Annotated in this window: 14 protein-coding genes; 5 read left to right on the top strand and 9 right to left on the bottom strand. The window is 72.7% G+C overall.

Going from position 1 to position 13,938, the window contains the following annotated elements:
- Positions 1–89: 89 nt before the first annotated feature.
- Positions 90–566 carry a GNAT family N-acetyltransferase gene (locus HD593_RS05055; RefSeq protein WP_246547601.1) on the bottom strand — a complete coding sequence of 159 codons (477 nt, stop codon included), beginning with the start codon at positions 564–566 and terminating at the stop codon, positions 90–92.
- Between the two features lie 172 nt (positions 567–738).
- Here HD593_RS05055 and HD593_RS05050 point away from each other — a divergent pair, with 172 nt between their 5' ends.
- Together HD593_RS05050 and HD593_RS05045 are read left to right on the top strand one after the other, a co-directional pair.
- Positions 739–1,629: an alpha/beta fold hydrolase gene (locus tag HD593_RS05050; RefSeq protein ID WP_185100944.1), complete on the top strand. Its 891-nt coding sequence runs from the start codon at positions 739–741 to the stop codon at positions 1,627–1,629.
- A gap of 13 nt (positions 1,630–1,642) precedes the next feature.
- Positions 1,643–2,542, top strand: a complete 900-nt coding sequence (locus HD593_RS05045; RefSeq protein ID WP_246546301.1) for an oxygenase MpaB family protein — start codon at positions 1,643–1,645, stop codon at positions 2,540–2,542.
- On the opposite strand, the gene HD593_RS05040 is transcribed toward HD593_RS05045, so the two are convergent.
- Genes HD593_RS05040 through HD593_RS05025 form a run of 4 tightly spaced genes read right to left on the bottom strand, consistent with a single transcriptional unit; the run spans position 2,496 to position 5,979 of the window.
- Positions 2,496–3,677 (bottom strand): MFS transporter, encoded by a 1,182-nt coding sequence (locus HD593_RS05040; RefSeq protein WP_185100942.1) that lies wholly within the window; start codon positions 3,675–3,677, stop codon positions 2,496–2,498. The two genes, HD593_RS05045 and HD593_RS05040, sit on opposite strands and share 47 nt — an antisense overlap.
- A 15-nt stretch (positions 3,678–3,692) precedes the next feature.
- Positions 3,693–4,568: a RecB family exonuclease gene (locus HD593_RS05035; RefSeq protein WP_185111672.1), complete on the bottom strand. Its 876-nt coding sequence runs from the start codon at positions 4,566–4,568 to the stop codon at positions 3,693–3,695.
- A 33-nt stretch (positions 4,569–4,601) separates the two neighbouring features.
- Positions 4,602–5,312, bottom strand: coding sequence for an MBL fold metallo-hydrolase (locus tag HD593_RS05030; RefSeq protein ID WP_185100941.1), 711 nt, complete (start codon positions 5,310–5,312; stop codon positions 4,602–4,604).
- Positions 5,313–5,352: 40 nt separating this feature from the next.
- Entirely contained in the window at positions 5,353–5,979 is a 627-nt protein-coding gene (locus tag HD593_RS05025; protein ID WP_185100940.1) for a DUF6758 family protein, read from the bottom strand.
- 74 nt (positions 5,980–6,053) lie between these two features.
- On the opposite strand from HD593_RS05025, the gene HD593_RS05020 reads away from it, so the two are divergent.
- Complete coding sequence (locus tag HD593_RS05020; protein ID WP_185100939.1) at positions 6,054–6,455, top strand: NUDIX hydrolase; 402 nt, start codon at positions 6,054–6,056, stop codon at positions 6,453–6,455.
- 31 nt (positions 6,456–6,486) lie between these two features.
- Here the strand turns inward: HD593_RS05020 and HD593_RS05015 are convergent, their stop codons facing one another.
- Both HD593_RS05015 and HD593_RS05010 read right to left on the bottom strand, forming a co-directional pair.
- A complete protein-coding gene (locus HD593_RS05015; RefSeq protein ID WP_185100938.1) occupies positions 6,487–9,798 on the bottom strand; it encodes a DUF6242 domain-containing protein in 3,312 nt (1,103 codons plus the stop codon).
- Between the two features lie 170 nt (positions 9,799–9,968).
- Positions 9,969–10,955 carry a CPBP family intramembrane glutamic endopeptidase gene (locus HD593_RS05010; protein WP_185100937.1) on the bottom strand — a complete coding sequence of 329 codons (987 nt, stop codon included), beginning with the start codon at positions 10,953–10,955 and terminating at the stop codon, positions 9,969–9,971.
- Positions 10,956–11,054: 99 nt separating this feature from the next.
- On the opposite strand from HD593_RS05010, the gene HD593_RS05005 reads away from it, so the two are divergent.
- A complete protein-coding gene (locus HD593_RS05005; protein ID WP_185100936.1) occupies positions 11,055–11,768 on the top strand; it encodes a hypothetical protein in 714 nt (237 codons plus the stop codon).
- Entirely contained in the window at positions 11,765–12,313 is a 549-nt protein-coding gene (locus HD593_RS05000; RefSeq protein WP_185100935.1) for a DUF6529 family protein, read from the top strand. Before HD593_RS05005 ends, HD593_RS05000 begins: the two co-directional genes overlap by 4 nt.
- On the opposite strand, the gene HD593_RS04995 is transcribed toward HD593_RS05000, so the two are convergent.
- Together HD593_RS04995 and HD593_RS04990 are read right to left on the bottom strand one after the other, a co-directional pair.
- Entirely contained in the window at positions 12,303–13,235 is a 933-nt protein-coding gene (locus HD593_RS04995) for an HpcH/HpaI aldolase/citrate lyase family protein (protein WP_185100934.1), read from the bottom strand. The two genes, HD593_RS05000 and HD593_RS04995, sit on opposite strands and share 11 nt — an antisense overlap.
- A 16-nt stretch (positions 13,236–13,251) precedes the next feature.
- Positions 13,252–13,929: a hypothetical protein gene (locus tag HD593_RS04990; RefSeq protein ID WP_185100933.1), complete on the bottom strand. Its 678-nt coding sequence runs from the start codon at positions 13,927–13,929 to the stop codon at positions 13,252–13,254.
- Between the last annotated feature and the right edge of the window lie 9 nt (positions 13,930–13,938).

Here is a 13,938-nt window from a genome sequence, read left to right as displayed (position 1 = left end):
GTCACGGCCACGCGCACGGGCCGCGAAGCCACGTCTTCAAGGCGCGCACCCATCCAGGGTGCGCGCCTTTTCGCGTACGCGCCTCTGAATCACCCCACCGTACGCCGCATGATCGGCCGAGTCGGCGACCGCCGTTCCACCTCCTCAAACCCCGCCCCCTCGAACAACCCCCGCCACCCGTAATACAACTCATCGGCAGCCAGCCGCTTCTCCGAATCCTTCGGATACCCCTCGACCACCCGCGCCCCCTGCGAAGCCGCGTACGAGACCGCCCCCTCCAGCAGAGCGGCCGCCACCCCCCGCCCCCGCCCTTCGCGCCGCACGTAGAAGCACGTCACCGACCACACCCCCGGCGACCCGGGCGAGGCGGGCCGGGTGACGCGGGACCGGAGGAGCCGTGCGTGCTCCTCAAGCGGCGCCACAGCGCACCACCCCACCGGAGTGCCTGAAAGGTAGGCCAGCACCCCAGGCGCCCGCTCAGCGCCGTCTACGAGCCTCTGGAGGCGTTCCCTGCGCCCACCGGCGGGGGTGGCGCGGAATTCCGGCCCGGAGAGCCGGAACCACATGCACCAGCACCCGGAATAGGCCCCCTGTGGCCCGAAGACCGCCTGAACGTCGTCCCACGAGGTGGCGGGCCGGATCTCGAGATCGCGCATACCTCACAACTCCTCAGAACTCGCACCAGCGTAGTGGGCATGCCGGTGTCGAGGCGCTGACCTCTGGGTATTGTTGCCCCACGTGAGTACGCCGCGATTCCTCGACCTGCCTCCTGGCGTCACCCCGCAGAAGATCGAGACGCCACAGGGCACGTTCGCGGCCCTGGAGGCCATTCCGGTCAGTGGTGTGGTTGAGCGCTGGCCCGCGCTCCTGGTCCCCGGCCTGACGGGCAGCAAGGAGGACTTCATCGCGGTCCTGATGACCCTGGCCCAGTCGGGCCGCCGGGTGGTGGCGATCGACCTGCGCGGCCAGTACGAGACCCCGGGCCCCGCCGACCCCGCCGCCTACACGTGCGCGGCTCTCGGCGCGGACGTCGACCTGCTCTCCCAGGTGATCGGCGCCGGCGACCCCGTTCACCTGGTGGGCCACTCGTTCGGCGGGCTGGTGGGCAGGGAGGCGGTGATCGACGGGCGCACGCGGTTCGCCTCGTTCACGCTGATGGGCTCGGGCCCGGGGGCGATCGAGGGCAGGCGGGCCCGCAACGGCAGGAAGATCATGGAAGAGGTGCCGTCGCTGGGCCTGGAGGCCGTCTGGCACTCCAGGTTCGAGCCCGACGCGCTGGCGCAGGACGTGTCCGACGAGATCCTGGAGTTCCTGCACAGGCGGCTACTCGCCAACTCCCCCACGGGCCTGTCGTGCATGGCCGAGCAGGTGCTGTCCATGCACGACCGCACGGACGAGCTGCGCGAGGTCGAGGTGCCCACGCTCGTCCTGTACGGCGAGCACGACGACGGCTGGCCGCCCGAGCTGCAGTCGGAGATGGCCGCCAGGCTGGGGGCCGAGTGCGTGGTGGTGCCCGGCGCGGTGCACTCCCCCGCCGTCGAGGCCCCGGAGACGACCGCGGCGGCCCTGGTGAGGTTCTGGAACGCGGCGGAGAAACACTTCTTGGACATCAGGTCCAATGCGGTGTAACCATGTACTTACTATGGAAGACCTCGTCGTCCAGCCGCCGCAGAGCGCGACCTGGCAGGTGCACCTCGACCGTTCGATGTGGGTGGGCGGGGTGCGCGGCCTCATGCTGCAGGCGCTGCACCCGCTGGCCATGCTGGGTGTCTGGCAGAACTCCAACTTCCAGGAGGACCCGTTCGGCCGGCTGCGCCGCACCGCCGACTTCGTGGGGCGGGTGACGTTCGGCAGCCCGCGGGAGGCCGACGAGATCGGCAGGCGGGTGCGGGGCATCCACAGGGCGCTGCGCGTCCACGATCCCGAGACGGGCAGGACGCACCGGGTGGACGACCCCGAGCTGCTGCTGTGGGTGCACTGCGCGGAGGTGTCGTCGTACCTGGAGGTGGCCAGGCGCGGCGGGCTGGGGCTCAGCGAGCGCCAGGCCGACCGCTACCTGTACGAGCAGCGCAGGAGCGCCACCTACGTCGGCCTGCACCTCGACGACGTGCCCGGCTCGTGCGCCGAGATGGACGCCTACTTCAAGCAGATGCGCCCCAGCCTGCGCGTGACGCCGGAGGCGGCCTCGACCGTGCGGTTCCTGCTGTGGCCGCGGCTGCCGCGCGAGCTGCGCAGGTTGTCACCGGGCAAGCCGGCGTACTTCCCGTTCGGCGCGCTGTGCTATTACACGCTGCCCGGCTGGGCCAGGCGGATGTACGGCACGCTGCCCGAGGTGCCCCAGGCCGCGGTCACGGCTGCGCTGAAGGCGTTCAGGCTGGGCCTGAACTCGCTGCCCGAGCCCGTGCACGACCTGGCCTTCATGCCCGCCACCAGGCAGATGTTGCGAGCGTCCAGGGAGCGGCTGGGCGCGGCGGGTTACGACGTGGGCAAGGGGCTCAAGGGCCTGACCGATCCCCGCCGGTGGCCGCGCCGGGCCGCTTGACAGGTAAGAGCACGGCTCCCGCCAGCACCACGGCCGACGCGCCCGCCATGAGCCAGGCGCCGCCGCCCAGCCCCGCCCGGTCGAACAGCACGCCGAGCAGCACCGACGCGGTGCCGGCTCCGACGTACCTGGACGCCTGGAAGAGGCCCACCGCGGCTCCGGTGTCGCGCCGGTCTGCGTGCACGAAGACCAGCGAGTTCAGCGCGAACTGGGTGAAGGCCGCCGACATCCCCAGCAGCGCGGCGGCCAGCAGCACGGGCCACACCGTACGCGCCGCCAGCATCGCGCAGGAGCCGGCGAGCAGCAGCGCAGAGCCCGACACCAGCACGGCGCGCATCCCGGCCCGCCTGGCCAGCGTCACCGCGAGGGGCGTGACCACGATGCCGAGCCCCGCCAGCGGCAGCACGAGCAGGCCCGCGACGTGCGCGGGCAGGCCGGCCGCGCTCTGCGCCCACAGCGGCACCGCGAAGAAGGCCACGTAGAAGACCACGTTCCCGAGCGCGAACTGGCCGCAGGTGGCCAGCAGCCCGCCGCTCAGCCGGGGCAGCGCCGCCTCGCGCGGGCCGTCCGCCCGCACCTCGGGCAGCCGGCGCAGCGCCACCATGAGCGCGAGAATCGCGAGCGGCACGTTGACCAGGAAGATGGCCCGCCATCCCCACAGCGCGACCAGGAACCCGCCGAGCACCGGCCCGGCGGCGGCGCTGGCGGTGAGCACCATCGAGATCGTCGCGATGACCCGCGGCGGCGGCCTGCCGTCCTCGCCCGGCATCACGGCCTGCACGATGGCCATGCCCGCGGGCAGCGTCGCGCAGCTCCCGAACGCCTGCAGCAGCCGCACCGCCACCAGCACGGCGAACGACGGCGCCAGCGCGGCCAGCACGCCCGTGACGGCCATCGTGACCAGCCCGGCGCAGAACACCGGCCGTGGCCCGAACCGGTCCGCCAGCGTGCCCATCAGCGGCGGGACCATGATCCCGACCAGGTAGAAGCCGGCCGCCAGCCAGGTCACCGCGGCGATCCCGACGCGGAACTCGGCCTCGACGTGGGCCAGCGCGACGGAGATCATGGACGAGTTCAGCGGGTTGAACAGGGAACCCAGCGCCACCACCGCCGGTAACCGGCCCACAGGTTTCACATGGGTCCCCTACCGCTATTCGGCCAGACCATCCCAAGGTTGGCGTTCGGGACCGGCGGCCTGGCCCTCGGGGCAGTGGCGGCGGAAGTCGCACCAGGAGCAGATCGGCCCGGGGCTGGGCGCGAACAGCTTGTCGACGTCGGCGGGCACCTCGGCCGGGCCGATCGTCTGCCGCTCGCCGGGAGGCCGGCGCGGCCCTGACCGCTCGCCCACGACGGCCCGGTAGCGGTCGTCAGCCTCGGACGCCTCCATGGCGACCTCTTCCGCGCGGCTCAGGTGACGGGCCAGGGACTCCTCGGTGTGCCGCCACTCGACGACCTCGCCGGTGGGCAGGTGGTGCAGCTCGACCGTGCGGCACGGGGTGCGCATCATGGTCGAGGCCGCGACGGCGTACACGGCCAGGGCCAGCGAGGAGCGGGCGTCGTCCTGCGTGAGCGGGCGGCGGCCGGTCTTGTAGTCGACCACGACCAGCTCGTCGCCGCGCCGGTCGAGCCGGTCGATGCGGCCGGACAGGGCGATGACCTTGGTCCGCGTGGCGACCGTGCGCTCGACGCCGACCGGGTCGTCGGACGGATCCAAGGTCGCGACATATCCGGACACGAGGTCGCGGGCCCGGCCCAGCCAGCGTCCCGACTGCTCGGCGTCCCTGAACCCCTCGGTGATCCACCCGTTCGTGAGCAGGATGGCCGCCGTCAGCGGGGTCCTGCGGTCGTACGGCTCCCGCCACCAGCCCGCCAGCGCGTTGTGCACGCTCGCGCCCACGCTGTTGTGCGCCCAGGCGGGCCCCTTGGACGGCTGCGGCCGGTCGAGGTAGGTGAACCGGTAGCGGCGGCGGCAGTCGAGCCAGGTGTTCAACCGCGACGGCGTGCACGAGTAGAGCCGCCGCGGCATCCCTTCCAGCGGAAGCTGCCCCTGCACGGACACCTAGTCGTCGCCCAGCTTGATCCCGGAGATCCTGGTGCCGTCGGTGAGCGGGCCGTCGCTCTCGGCCTCGGTGTCGACGCGGGTCAGCGAGCCCGAGACCCAGTCGTCGAAGTGCGGCTCCAGGTCGCCGATGGTGACCTCGTCGCCGTGCGCGGCCAGCACCCGCGTGTCGCCGGGCAGCGTGAACAGCCGCCCGCCGATCGAGGTGAGCTGGTCGGCCAGGGCCGGATACTCGCCGCCCAGCTTGCCGGGGCCGTCGGCCTGCAGGGCCTTGCCGGTGAACACGGCCCCGAGCGCCTCGCAGTAGAGCGACACGCCGCCGGGCGAGACGCCGGGCGTCTCCATGACGTCGAGCTGGACGTCGGCCACGCCGAAGATGCCGTCGTCCTCCATGTCGATGTCGGGCCAGGTCTCGCGCCAGGTCTCCCGCCACAGGGGCTTGTCCTTGGGGTGCAGGGCGACGACGGCCTCGTCCCTGCTGGCCACCTCGATGGCGGCCCCCACGTGGTCGGGCAGGCCCGCCGTGCAGATGACGGCCAGCACCTCCCGCTCGCCGACCTGCTCCAGGATCTTGTCGGCGTCACGCGAGGCGTCAATGACGATCACCTCGTCGTCGTCACCCACGATCCAGGTGTTGTTCTCGACCTTGTGCTCGGTGCCGTCGATGTCGACGACGCCTTCGGTCACCACTCGCTCGATACGCGCTGTCACGCTTCCGAACTCTAGTCCGTTCCCCTGACAGCGCGAATCGCTAATCTTCGAGTCTGGGGGAAAAGGCCCCGAACGGCACGTCCAGCTCGTGGTCACGGGCGTCGAGCAGCGACAGCTCGGCCAGCGCGATCATGCATCCGGCGTCGGCCGGCCAGGCGATCGCCCACAGCCAGTTGCCCATCGCCTCGCCCGCGTAGACGGCCCTGTCGTCCTGGCCGTCCACGCACCACAGCGCGGTGGGATGACCGAGCACGGCGATCTTCGCGTTCGGCGGGCCGGAGTCGAACCCCTCGCCGGGGTCGGGCCCGTCGAGCCCGGCGAACGCGGCGCCCAGCCCGATGCCCGGTTCCTCGGCGATCACCACCAGATCCGCCGGCCCCTCCGTCAGCGACGGCCCGGTCAGCGCGACCAGGCTGGCGCGCGCGCCGGTCCGCTGGTCGCCCACCTCGCCGAAGCCGGTCACCAGCCAGCCGGCGGGCAACGGCCAGGGCAGCCACACGGGCACGACTGAGCTCTTGCGTATCGCCTCTAGCGCGGTGCTGGTCGGCGGCCACGGAGGCTGATACGGCAGGACATCGCCGTGCGTGTCACATCGAAACGCACTCGACCAGGCGCTCGGCCCGTGAAGCGGGCCAAAGCACCGTGGACAGGTTGGAGCCGCTCTCACAACTACCCACGGTGCTTTCTCCGGCACGGCCACGTCAAGGGCGGCGGCCGTTATCCCGTCGTAATCTTGGTCATGTGCGCGTAAATTGTGTGGGCGCGATCATCTTCGACGCCTCCGGCCGGCTGCTTCTCGTCCAGCGGGGTCGCCCGCCCGGCAAGGGCCTGTGGTCCGTTCCCGGCGGGCGGCTGGAGCCCGGCGAGTCCGACGAGGCGGGGGTGCGGCGGGAGGTGCTGGAGGAGACCGGGCTGCGCGTGGAGGTGGGCCGGCTGGCCGGCACGGTGGACCGGCCGGGGCCCGGCGGGGTCACGTACGTGATCCGCGACTACCTCGCCACCGTGACCGCCGGGACGCCCGCCGCCGGGGACGACGCGGCGGGCGTGGGCTGGTTCGGCCGCGCCGAGCTGGAGCGGCTGCCGCTGTCGGAGGGCCTGCTGGCGGCCCTGGCCGAGTGGGACGTGCTCCCCGGGCGGCCCTGACCGAGTGGGAGGTGCTCTCCCGGCGGTGGCCCTACCTGTTCGACGTCAGGCTCGACGTCCACAGGATCAGGTGGTCGGCGCTGTACGTCGTGGACCGGCCGAGCGCCACGACCTCCGCCCCGTCCACGGCCACCGCCGACAACCACTGCGTCCCCTGGCCCGCCAGGCGGTCCTGGGTGAGCGCCATGCGGTTCCACGACAGCCCGTCCTGCGACGTCCAGGCCGCGCTGTCGCCCTCGCCCGGCACGCCGTGCCAGCCGACCGCCACCAGGCCCTCCTGCGCCGCGGCCAGGTCGTACACGGCCGCCGCCCGGTCGGCGGGCAGCCAGGCCGTCTCCCAGGTCTGGCCCTCGTCCTCCGAGACGGCGGCGAACGCGCGGCGCGCCCCATCGGTCAGCGCCGTGCCGATCGCCACCAGCTTGCCCTGGTACGCGGTGATCCGCCGGAGCCCGGCCGACGTGGTGTCCGGCGGGGCCACGCTCTCGCGCGCGGTCCAGTTCACGCCGTCCTCCGAGTGCCAGACCACGGTGCGCTCCTGGTCGGCGTCGCCGGAGCCGCCCACGGCCAGGTACCCGTCGCCGCTCGCGATCGCGTCGTGCACCCGCACGCCCGCGCCGCCCTGCGGCAGCTTGTTGGAGCGGGTGTACTTGCGCATGTCCGGCGTGAACCACATGGCCGCGCCGACCGTGCCCGCCTGGTCCCTCGACTGCCCGGCCAGCACGTAGCCCTCCTTGCCCGCGGTGACCACGTCGGTGCGCAGGTAGGGATGGTCCTGGCGGCGGGCCAGGTCGCCGGTGACGTCGACCCGCTTCCAGCTCTCGCCGTCGGCGGAGGTGACGAGGAGGGGGTCGGTGACGCCGACGTTCGGCTCGGTGCCGCCGACCGCGAGCCAGCCGCGGCTGCCGTACGCGACGTCCTCGAGCGTCTGCCTGCCGGTGCCGCCCAGGCTCATCGACTTCCAGCTCTGCCAGTTCCTGATCGTCCACAGGCCGGCGTCGCCCGAGGCGGAGCCCACGGCCACGTATCGGCCGCCGTGTCCGGCCAGCGCGTTCGTCTCGCGGGCGATCCTGGTCAGGCCCTCCACCTCGCCGAGCTGCACGCGCGAGGCGTCGCCGCGCGCGGGCGCGGCCATGAGCACGAGCTGGTTGTCGACGTCGGAGGCCGCGCGGTCGCCGCCGGCGAACAGGGTGCCGCCGTCGGAGATCGTGAACCCGCGCAGCGTCGCGCCCGTCAGGTTGCCGAGATCGGCCCGTTTCGTCCACGAACGCCCGTCCGTGGTGGTCAGCACCGTGTACGTGCCCATCCCGCCTGGGCTGATCGCGGCCACGCCCGACGGGTACGAGATCACCGACTCCACGCCGACGCTCTCGGGGGCGAGCCCTTCGATGGAGCCGCACTGCGACCACTGCGCCCCGGTCGGCGAGCAGTAGACGCGCACGTCGCCCTCGACCGTACGCCGCCGCGTCGGCACCAGCACGAACCGTTTGGGCAGCACCGCCACCGTCCCCGCGCGGGGATCGGTGGCCTCGGGGAGCTGGAAGCCGGTCGCCTGCCAGTCACGCCCGCCGTTCGCCGAGCGCAGCACCCGCGATCCCTCGCCGTCCGCGGGTACTCCGATGGCCACGACCGTGTCGCCCTTGGCCACCACGGCCTTGAGCTCCCGGACTCCCAGCTCCCTCGTCTCGACGCGCTCCCAGGCCCGGCCGTCGGCCGAGCGCCAGGCCGCCGGTCCCGTGCCGCCGTCGTCTCCCGTCGTACGCCCGACCGCGACGAACCCGGACCCGGTCCGCGCGATGTCCTCGATCCGGTCACCCGCGCGGAACGCGGCCAGCCCCGACGCCTCCACGGCCGTCCAGCTGTAACCGTCGGCGCTGGTCCACAGGCCGCGCTCGCCGGCGCTCTCGTCGCCGCCGCTGGCCAGCCACCTGCCCTCGCCGCCGACCACGCGCCGCACGATGGCCGTGGAGGCGCCGTTGACCTGGCCGAGCCGCCAGTTCTTGCCGCCGTCGGGGGAGAACAGGAACAGCGGGCGCGGGGTGGGGCTGGTCGTGTCGCTGCCGACCGCCACCACGGCGCGGCCCACCGAGGTCATGTCGTTGAGCTTCTGGTCGGTGCCGACGCCGGCGGCGGGGACCGTGAACAGCTCGTCCCCCGAACGTCCGGTGCCCGCCTCCAGGCGCAGGCCGGCGGCGTCGTCGTCGTTCCACTGCCAGACGAGCACGCCGGTGGCCACCAGGACGGCCGCGGCGACGGTCAGCACGATCGGGATCGCCCTGCTGCCCCGGCGGGCGGGGCCTGACCTGCGCACGGCGGCGGGGGCCGGACCGCGGTGGTGCCGGCCGCCCGGGCCCTGCGCGCCCGCCGGGCCGCTCGCGACCAGCAGGTCCGGTCTGGTGGGACGGCCCGCGGGGGGCCGCCCGACGCGCCGCACCTCGGTGTCGTCCCGCTCCTCGCCGCGCTCCTCCCCGCGCTCCTCCCCGCGCTCCTCGTCCCGCTCCTCGCCGCGGCCTTCCCCGGCCGGCACGGGATACACCAGCCGGTACGGCGGCGTACGGTCCCGCCCCTCCCCGTTGCCCGCCGCCACCCCGTGGTGCGGCGCCACCGCGTCACCCTCGGGACGCGGCCTGGGCACCTGCGGAGCCTCGGGCAGGGGCAGGTTCCGGACGTAGGGCCGCGCCCCGGCCTCGGACCCGGGCCACTCGCCGACACCCGCCCGCGACCCGGCGCCGGCCCCGGGACTCTCGTCGGCACCAGCCTGGGGCGCGTCGTCGGCGCCCGCCTCAGGTGCGTCGTGGGTGCCCGCCCGGGACGCGGCCGCCTCGGACCCGGGCGGAGGCACATCGCCCGCGTAGGGCCGCGACCCGGCATGGGCCCCGGGACTCTCGTCGGCGCCCGCCCGAGGCACGTCGGGGGCGCCAGCCTGGGGCGTGTCGGAGGCGTCCGGGCGGGGCGTGGGCGTGTCGGGCCGGGGCTCGCCGGGAGCGTCAGGCTGCGGTGTGGCGGGCTCCGGGCGGAGCGGGGTGCCGGCGACCAGTTTGTCGGGCCGGTTGACGATGCGGCGGCGCCGGCGTGGCTCGTCCTCGGGCTCCGCCGTCGGCGAGGTGTACGGCCTGCGCCCCTTGGGCAGCTCCTGCGGCTCGTCGTCCGGGATGGGAGCGGCGAACGGCGGCATGCCCCAGGGCGAGGTCAGCGGTAAACCCCTGGCCCGGTCGTCGGTGGGACCGGGCGGCGAGTGGCTGATCCTGGGCTCGTCCGAGGGGGAATGGGGCTCGGACGCGCCCTCGGAGCGAGGGTCGTCGTCTTCCGGCGGTCGCCGTGGCGGTTCGCTGGGGCCGGAGGCCACGCGCCGTACCTCCTAGTCGAGCTCGTCGTACAGGCAGATCCGAGGCCGCGTTCGCGGACCGTTCCATGGCGGCGCGGAGGTCCGTGCCGTCCCGACAGCATCCAGACCAGCATGACTCAGCCGGAATTACGAGACCTCTCTAGCGAGATTCCCCGCACCCCGCGCCGGATTTATTCCGAAATAGTCCTAATTGACTGCTTTTTGGCTAGATACATCACACCAAACGCATACACCCCGAGCTGCACCACGGTCCCCGCCAACGCCTGCCACGGCACCGGCACCTTCGCCTGATCCAGCGCGTCCTCCAGATCCCCCGCCGCCGCGCTGATCCCGAAGGCCACCACGTTGTTCACCACGTGCAGCGCGATCGGCGCCTCCAGCCCGCCCGTACGCACCGCCAGCCACGCCATCACCGCCCCGAACGCGAACACGTCCACCAGCCCCGCCCACGAGTACCCGTGCAGCGACGCGAACAGCGCCGACCCGATGAGGATGCCCCAGACGGGGCTGCGCACGTGCGCCCCCACCGCCTGCATGAACCAGCCACGGAAGACGTACTCCTCGGCCGCGGCCTGGAACGGCACCAGCAGCACGATCACGATGATCAGCGGCAGGAAGGCCGACCAGCCGGTCCACCCGAACATGCCCGCGTCCAGGCCGGAGAGCGACAGGGCGAGATACTGGGCCCCCTGCCCGAGCGCCAGCGCCAGCACGGCCAGCGCCCCGCACCACGCCATCCAGGACCAGCGCAGCCGCCCCGCCACGGACGAGAGCGTCCCCGGGCGGCGCCGCTGGACGAGCGCCGCCGTGCCCTGCACGAGCAGCAGCACGGGCGCGATGGACAGCAGCGTCATGGCCAGCCCGTACGCGGTGCCCCGCGGCACCCCCGTCTCGGGGTCCACCGCCTCGGGCAGCCCGAACAGCTCCGTCCCCAGCATGAACGAGATGACGACCACGACGCCGATCGCCAGGAACCCGGCGCCGACGATCAGCGTGCCGACGATCGCCCGCCACGGGCGGACGCCCGGAATCGCGGCGAGATGGTCGAACCGGGCTCCACGCGGGACGGCCACGAACCAGGGCGGCGCCTGCTGCGGGTACGGGTACCCGGCCGCCTGAGGACCGTACGGAAGGTGGGGCCCCGGATTTTCTTGCATATCTCCATTCTGTCCGCTTGATGCGCATTAGTTCACAGACGGTCCACCGTTTTAGGCGGATGCTCGGAGTCGTAGGCAATTCGACCCTGGGAGCAGTCCATGTCAAGGCTGGGACCTGTCATCACCCTCGCGGCGGGAGCAGTGCTCGCCGTGGGGCTCGGTGTCGCCAGCACCATCGCGACACCCGCGGCCGAGGAAACGGCCGCCGGCACCGCTGCCGAAGCACCCGCCGAGGCACCCACCGAGGCACCGCCGGAGGAGCAGAACACCGCGGCACCGTCGCCCTCTCCGTCGCAGACGGCGGCCAAGAAGATCGCCAAGGCGGACTACGGCGGCCGGGTGAAGGGCAACGGCGCGCTCATCGCCATCTCCATCAGGAACGGCAAGGCCATCGGCTACTTCTGCGACGGCAAGACCGAGGCCTGGTTCAAGGGCTCGGAGTCCGACGGCGACCTCCAGCTCAAGGGCGTGGCGAACGCCGGCTCCAAGGTGACGGCCGAACTGGGCGGCGGCCGCGCCGAGGGCTGGGTTTCCGTCGGCGGCAAGAAGTGGGACTTCACGGCCCCCACGGTGGTCAAGCCGTCGGGCCTGTACCGGGCCACCGCGATCGTCAGGGGTGCCAGGCTGCGCGCCGGCTGGATCATGATCAAGAACCCGAACGGCGGCTACTACCAGGTCGGCGCCGCCTTCGCCGGGGAGGAGCAGCTCGACATCCCGCAGCTCGACAGCGAGCAGCCCACCGCCCCCGTCACCGTGGACGGCACCACCGTCAACCCCGAGGACGTCGACGGCTTCATCGAGGAGATGCAATGACCGCCATCCACCAGCAGCGCCGCACCCCCAGCGCGACCTCGTTACTGGTGCCGCTGCTCATCGGCGGCCTCGTGGTGCTCGCGCTGGGCGTCTACGGGCGGGCGCACACGCCGACCGGGTTCGCCGTCGGCGTGGCGGGCTTCTCCGCGGCGCTGCCGATGAAGGTGTGGCTGACCACCGGCGCGTTCGTGCTGGCGATCGTGCAGGTGGTCTCGGCCCTGTCGATGTGGGGCAAGCTCGGGATCACGATCCCGCCCGCCGTGCACCGCTGGTCGGGCCGGCTGGCGTTCGTGCTCACGATCCCGGTCGCCTTCCACTGCCTGTACGCCCTCGGCCTGCAGTACGACGTCCCGCGCGTGCTCGCGCACTCGCTGCTCGGCTGCTTCTTCTACGGCGTGTTCACCGCGAAGATGCTGGCCCTGCCCAAGCGCGACACGCCGGGCTGGACGCTGCCCGTGCTCGGCGGGCTGGCGTTCACGGCGCTCGTGGGGCTCTGGCTGACCTCGTCGTTCTGGTTCTTCACCGCCGTCGGCTTCAAGGTGTGAACCTCTTCGTACGGCCCAGCCCGGCCGCCCGCCCCTTGGCGGCCACGACCAGCGCCATCTTCCTGGACGCCTCGTCGATCATCTCGTCGCCCAGCATGACCGCGCCGCGCTTCTCCACGGTGGTGTAGTACTCGTACGCCTCCAGGATCAGCTCGGCGTGGTCATAGTCCTCCTGTGACGGCGAGAACACCTCGTTGGCGGCGTCCACCTGCGACGGATGCAGCACCCACTTGCCGTCGAACCCCAGCGCCGCCGCCCGCTGCGCGACCCTGCGGAAGCCCTCGACGTCCTTGATCTGCAGGTAGGGCCCGTCGATCACCTGGAGGTCGTGCATCCTGGCCGCCATGAGCAGCCGCATGAGGATGTAGTGGTAGGCGTCGCCCTCGACGTAGCCGGGCGGCTGCTCGCCGACGACGAGCGTGCGCATGTTGATGGAGGCCATGAAGTCGGCGGGGCCGAACACGAGCGTCTCCAGCCGCTCGGACGACCCGGCGATGGCGTCGGCGTTCACCAGGCCGCGGGCGTTCTCGATCTGCGCCTCGATACCGATGCGGCCCACCTCGTAGCCCATGGTCTTCTCGATCTGCGTGAGCAGCGTGTCGAGCCAGACGACCTCGGTCGGGTCCTGCACCTTGGGCAGCATGAGGCAGTCGAGGTACGCCCCCGCCCCCTCGACGATCTCGATCACGTCGCGGTACGTCCACTGCGTCGTCAGGTCGTTCACCCTGACCACGCGGGTCTTGCCCGACCAGTCGCCCTCGCGCAGGGCGGCCACGATGTTGCCCCGCGCCTCCTCCTTGGCCAGTGGCGCGACGGAGTCCTCCAGGTCGAGGAAGACCTCGTCGACGGGCAGGGTCTGGGCCTTCTCCAGGAACCGGGGGTTGCTGCCTGGCACGGCGAGCACAGAACGTCGTGAGCGCATGCGCACACGCTACTGGTCAGCCGGTGAAGCCGTTCGCCTCGAGCCGGGCGACGAGGCCGTCGATGCCGCACGGCTCGTCCCATCCCGCCAGAGCGAGCATCTCGGTCCTGCCGCCCACCGCACGCCCGCGCCCGTCGGGCCCCACCTCGTGCAGCACGACGCCCTGCGGGGCGGCCGCGTAGTCCGGAGTGCCCGGCGGCAGCCCGGCACGGTCCTCGACCACCGGATACCCGGACGGCCTGGCGGCCTTCAGGAAGAGCAGCACGCGCGTGCCCGTGGGCACGGCCCGCTCGAAGTCCTTCTCGTCCTGGAAGGGCTTCCTGGCGCTGAGCAGGGCGCCCTGATAGTAGGGAAAGTGGACGACCTCGGCCGAGGAGCCCTTGAGGCGCCGCTCGACCCGCACCCGTAACAGCACGTGGTAGGTGCGGCTGTCCGGGATCTCCTCGATCACCGGCCCCGGCAGCCAGCCCGTCACCCGCCCCATGACTACCAGCTCGGCGGCCTCCCGCGCGAGCGCCTCGGGCGTGTCGAACGGCGGGTAGTCCATCTCGGTCTGGTACAGCACCTTCGTGTCGAGCGTGCCCGTGGGACGCTCGGTGGCGCAGGCCATCGGGGCAGGGTCAGGGGCCGTGGACGGGGCGGCGCCGCAGCCGGTCGCGAGCGCCAGGAGAAGCGCGAGAGAAATCGTTCGCATGCTCTGGAG

The organism is Nonomuraea rubra (assembly GCF_014207985.1).
Taxonomy (GTDB): domain Bacteria; phylum Actinomycetota; class Actinomycetes; order Streptosporangiales; family Streptosporangiaceae; genus Nonomuraea; species Nonomuraea rubra.
Note: the sequence above shows the minus strand (reverse complement) of the source record. Positions and strands in the feature narration are given on the sequence as shown.

Coding starts and splice junctions, on each gene's coding strand:
- HD593_RS05045 (WP_246546301.1), top strand. CDS start 1,643: ATGGAAGACCTCGTCGTCCAGCCGCCGCAGAGCGCGACCTGGCAGGTG.
- HD593_RS04990 (WP_185100933.1), bottom strand. CDS start 13,929: ATGCGAACGATTTCTCTCGCGCTTCTCCTGGCGCTCGCGACCGGCTGC.
- HD593_RS05000 (WP_185100935.1), top strand. CDS start 11,765: ATGACCGCCATCCACCAGCAGCGCCGCACCCCCAGCGCGACCTCGTTA.
- HD593_RS05010 (WP_185100937.1), bottom strand. CDS start 10,955: ATGCAAGAAAATCCGGGGCCCCACCTTCCGTACGGTCCTCAGGCGGCC.
- HD593_RS05055 (WP_246547601.1), bottom strand. CDS start 566: ATGTGGTTCCGGCTCTCCGGGCCGGAATTCCGCGCCACCCCCGCCGGT.
- HD593_RS05035 (WP_185111672.1), bottom strand. CDS start 4,568: ATGCCGCGGCGGCTCTACTCGTGCACGCCGTCGCGGTTGAACACCTGG.
- HD593_RS04995 (WP_185100934.1), bottom strand. CDS start 13,235: ATGCGCTCACGACGTTCTGTGCTCGCCGTGCCAGGCAGCAACCCCCGG.
- HD593_RS05005 (WP_185100936.1), top strand. CDS start 11,055: ATGTCAAGGCTGGGACCTGTCATCACCCTCGCGGCGGGAGCAGTGCTC.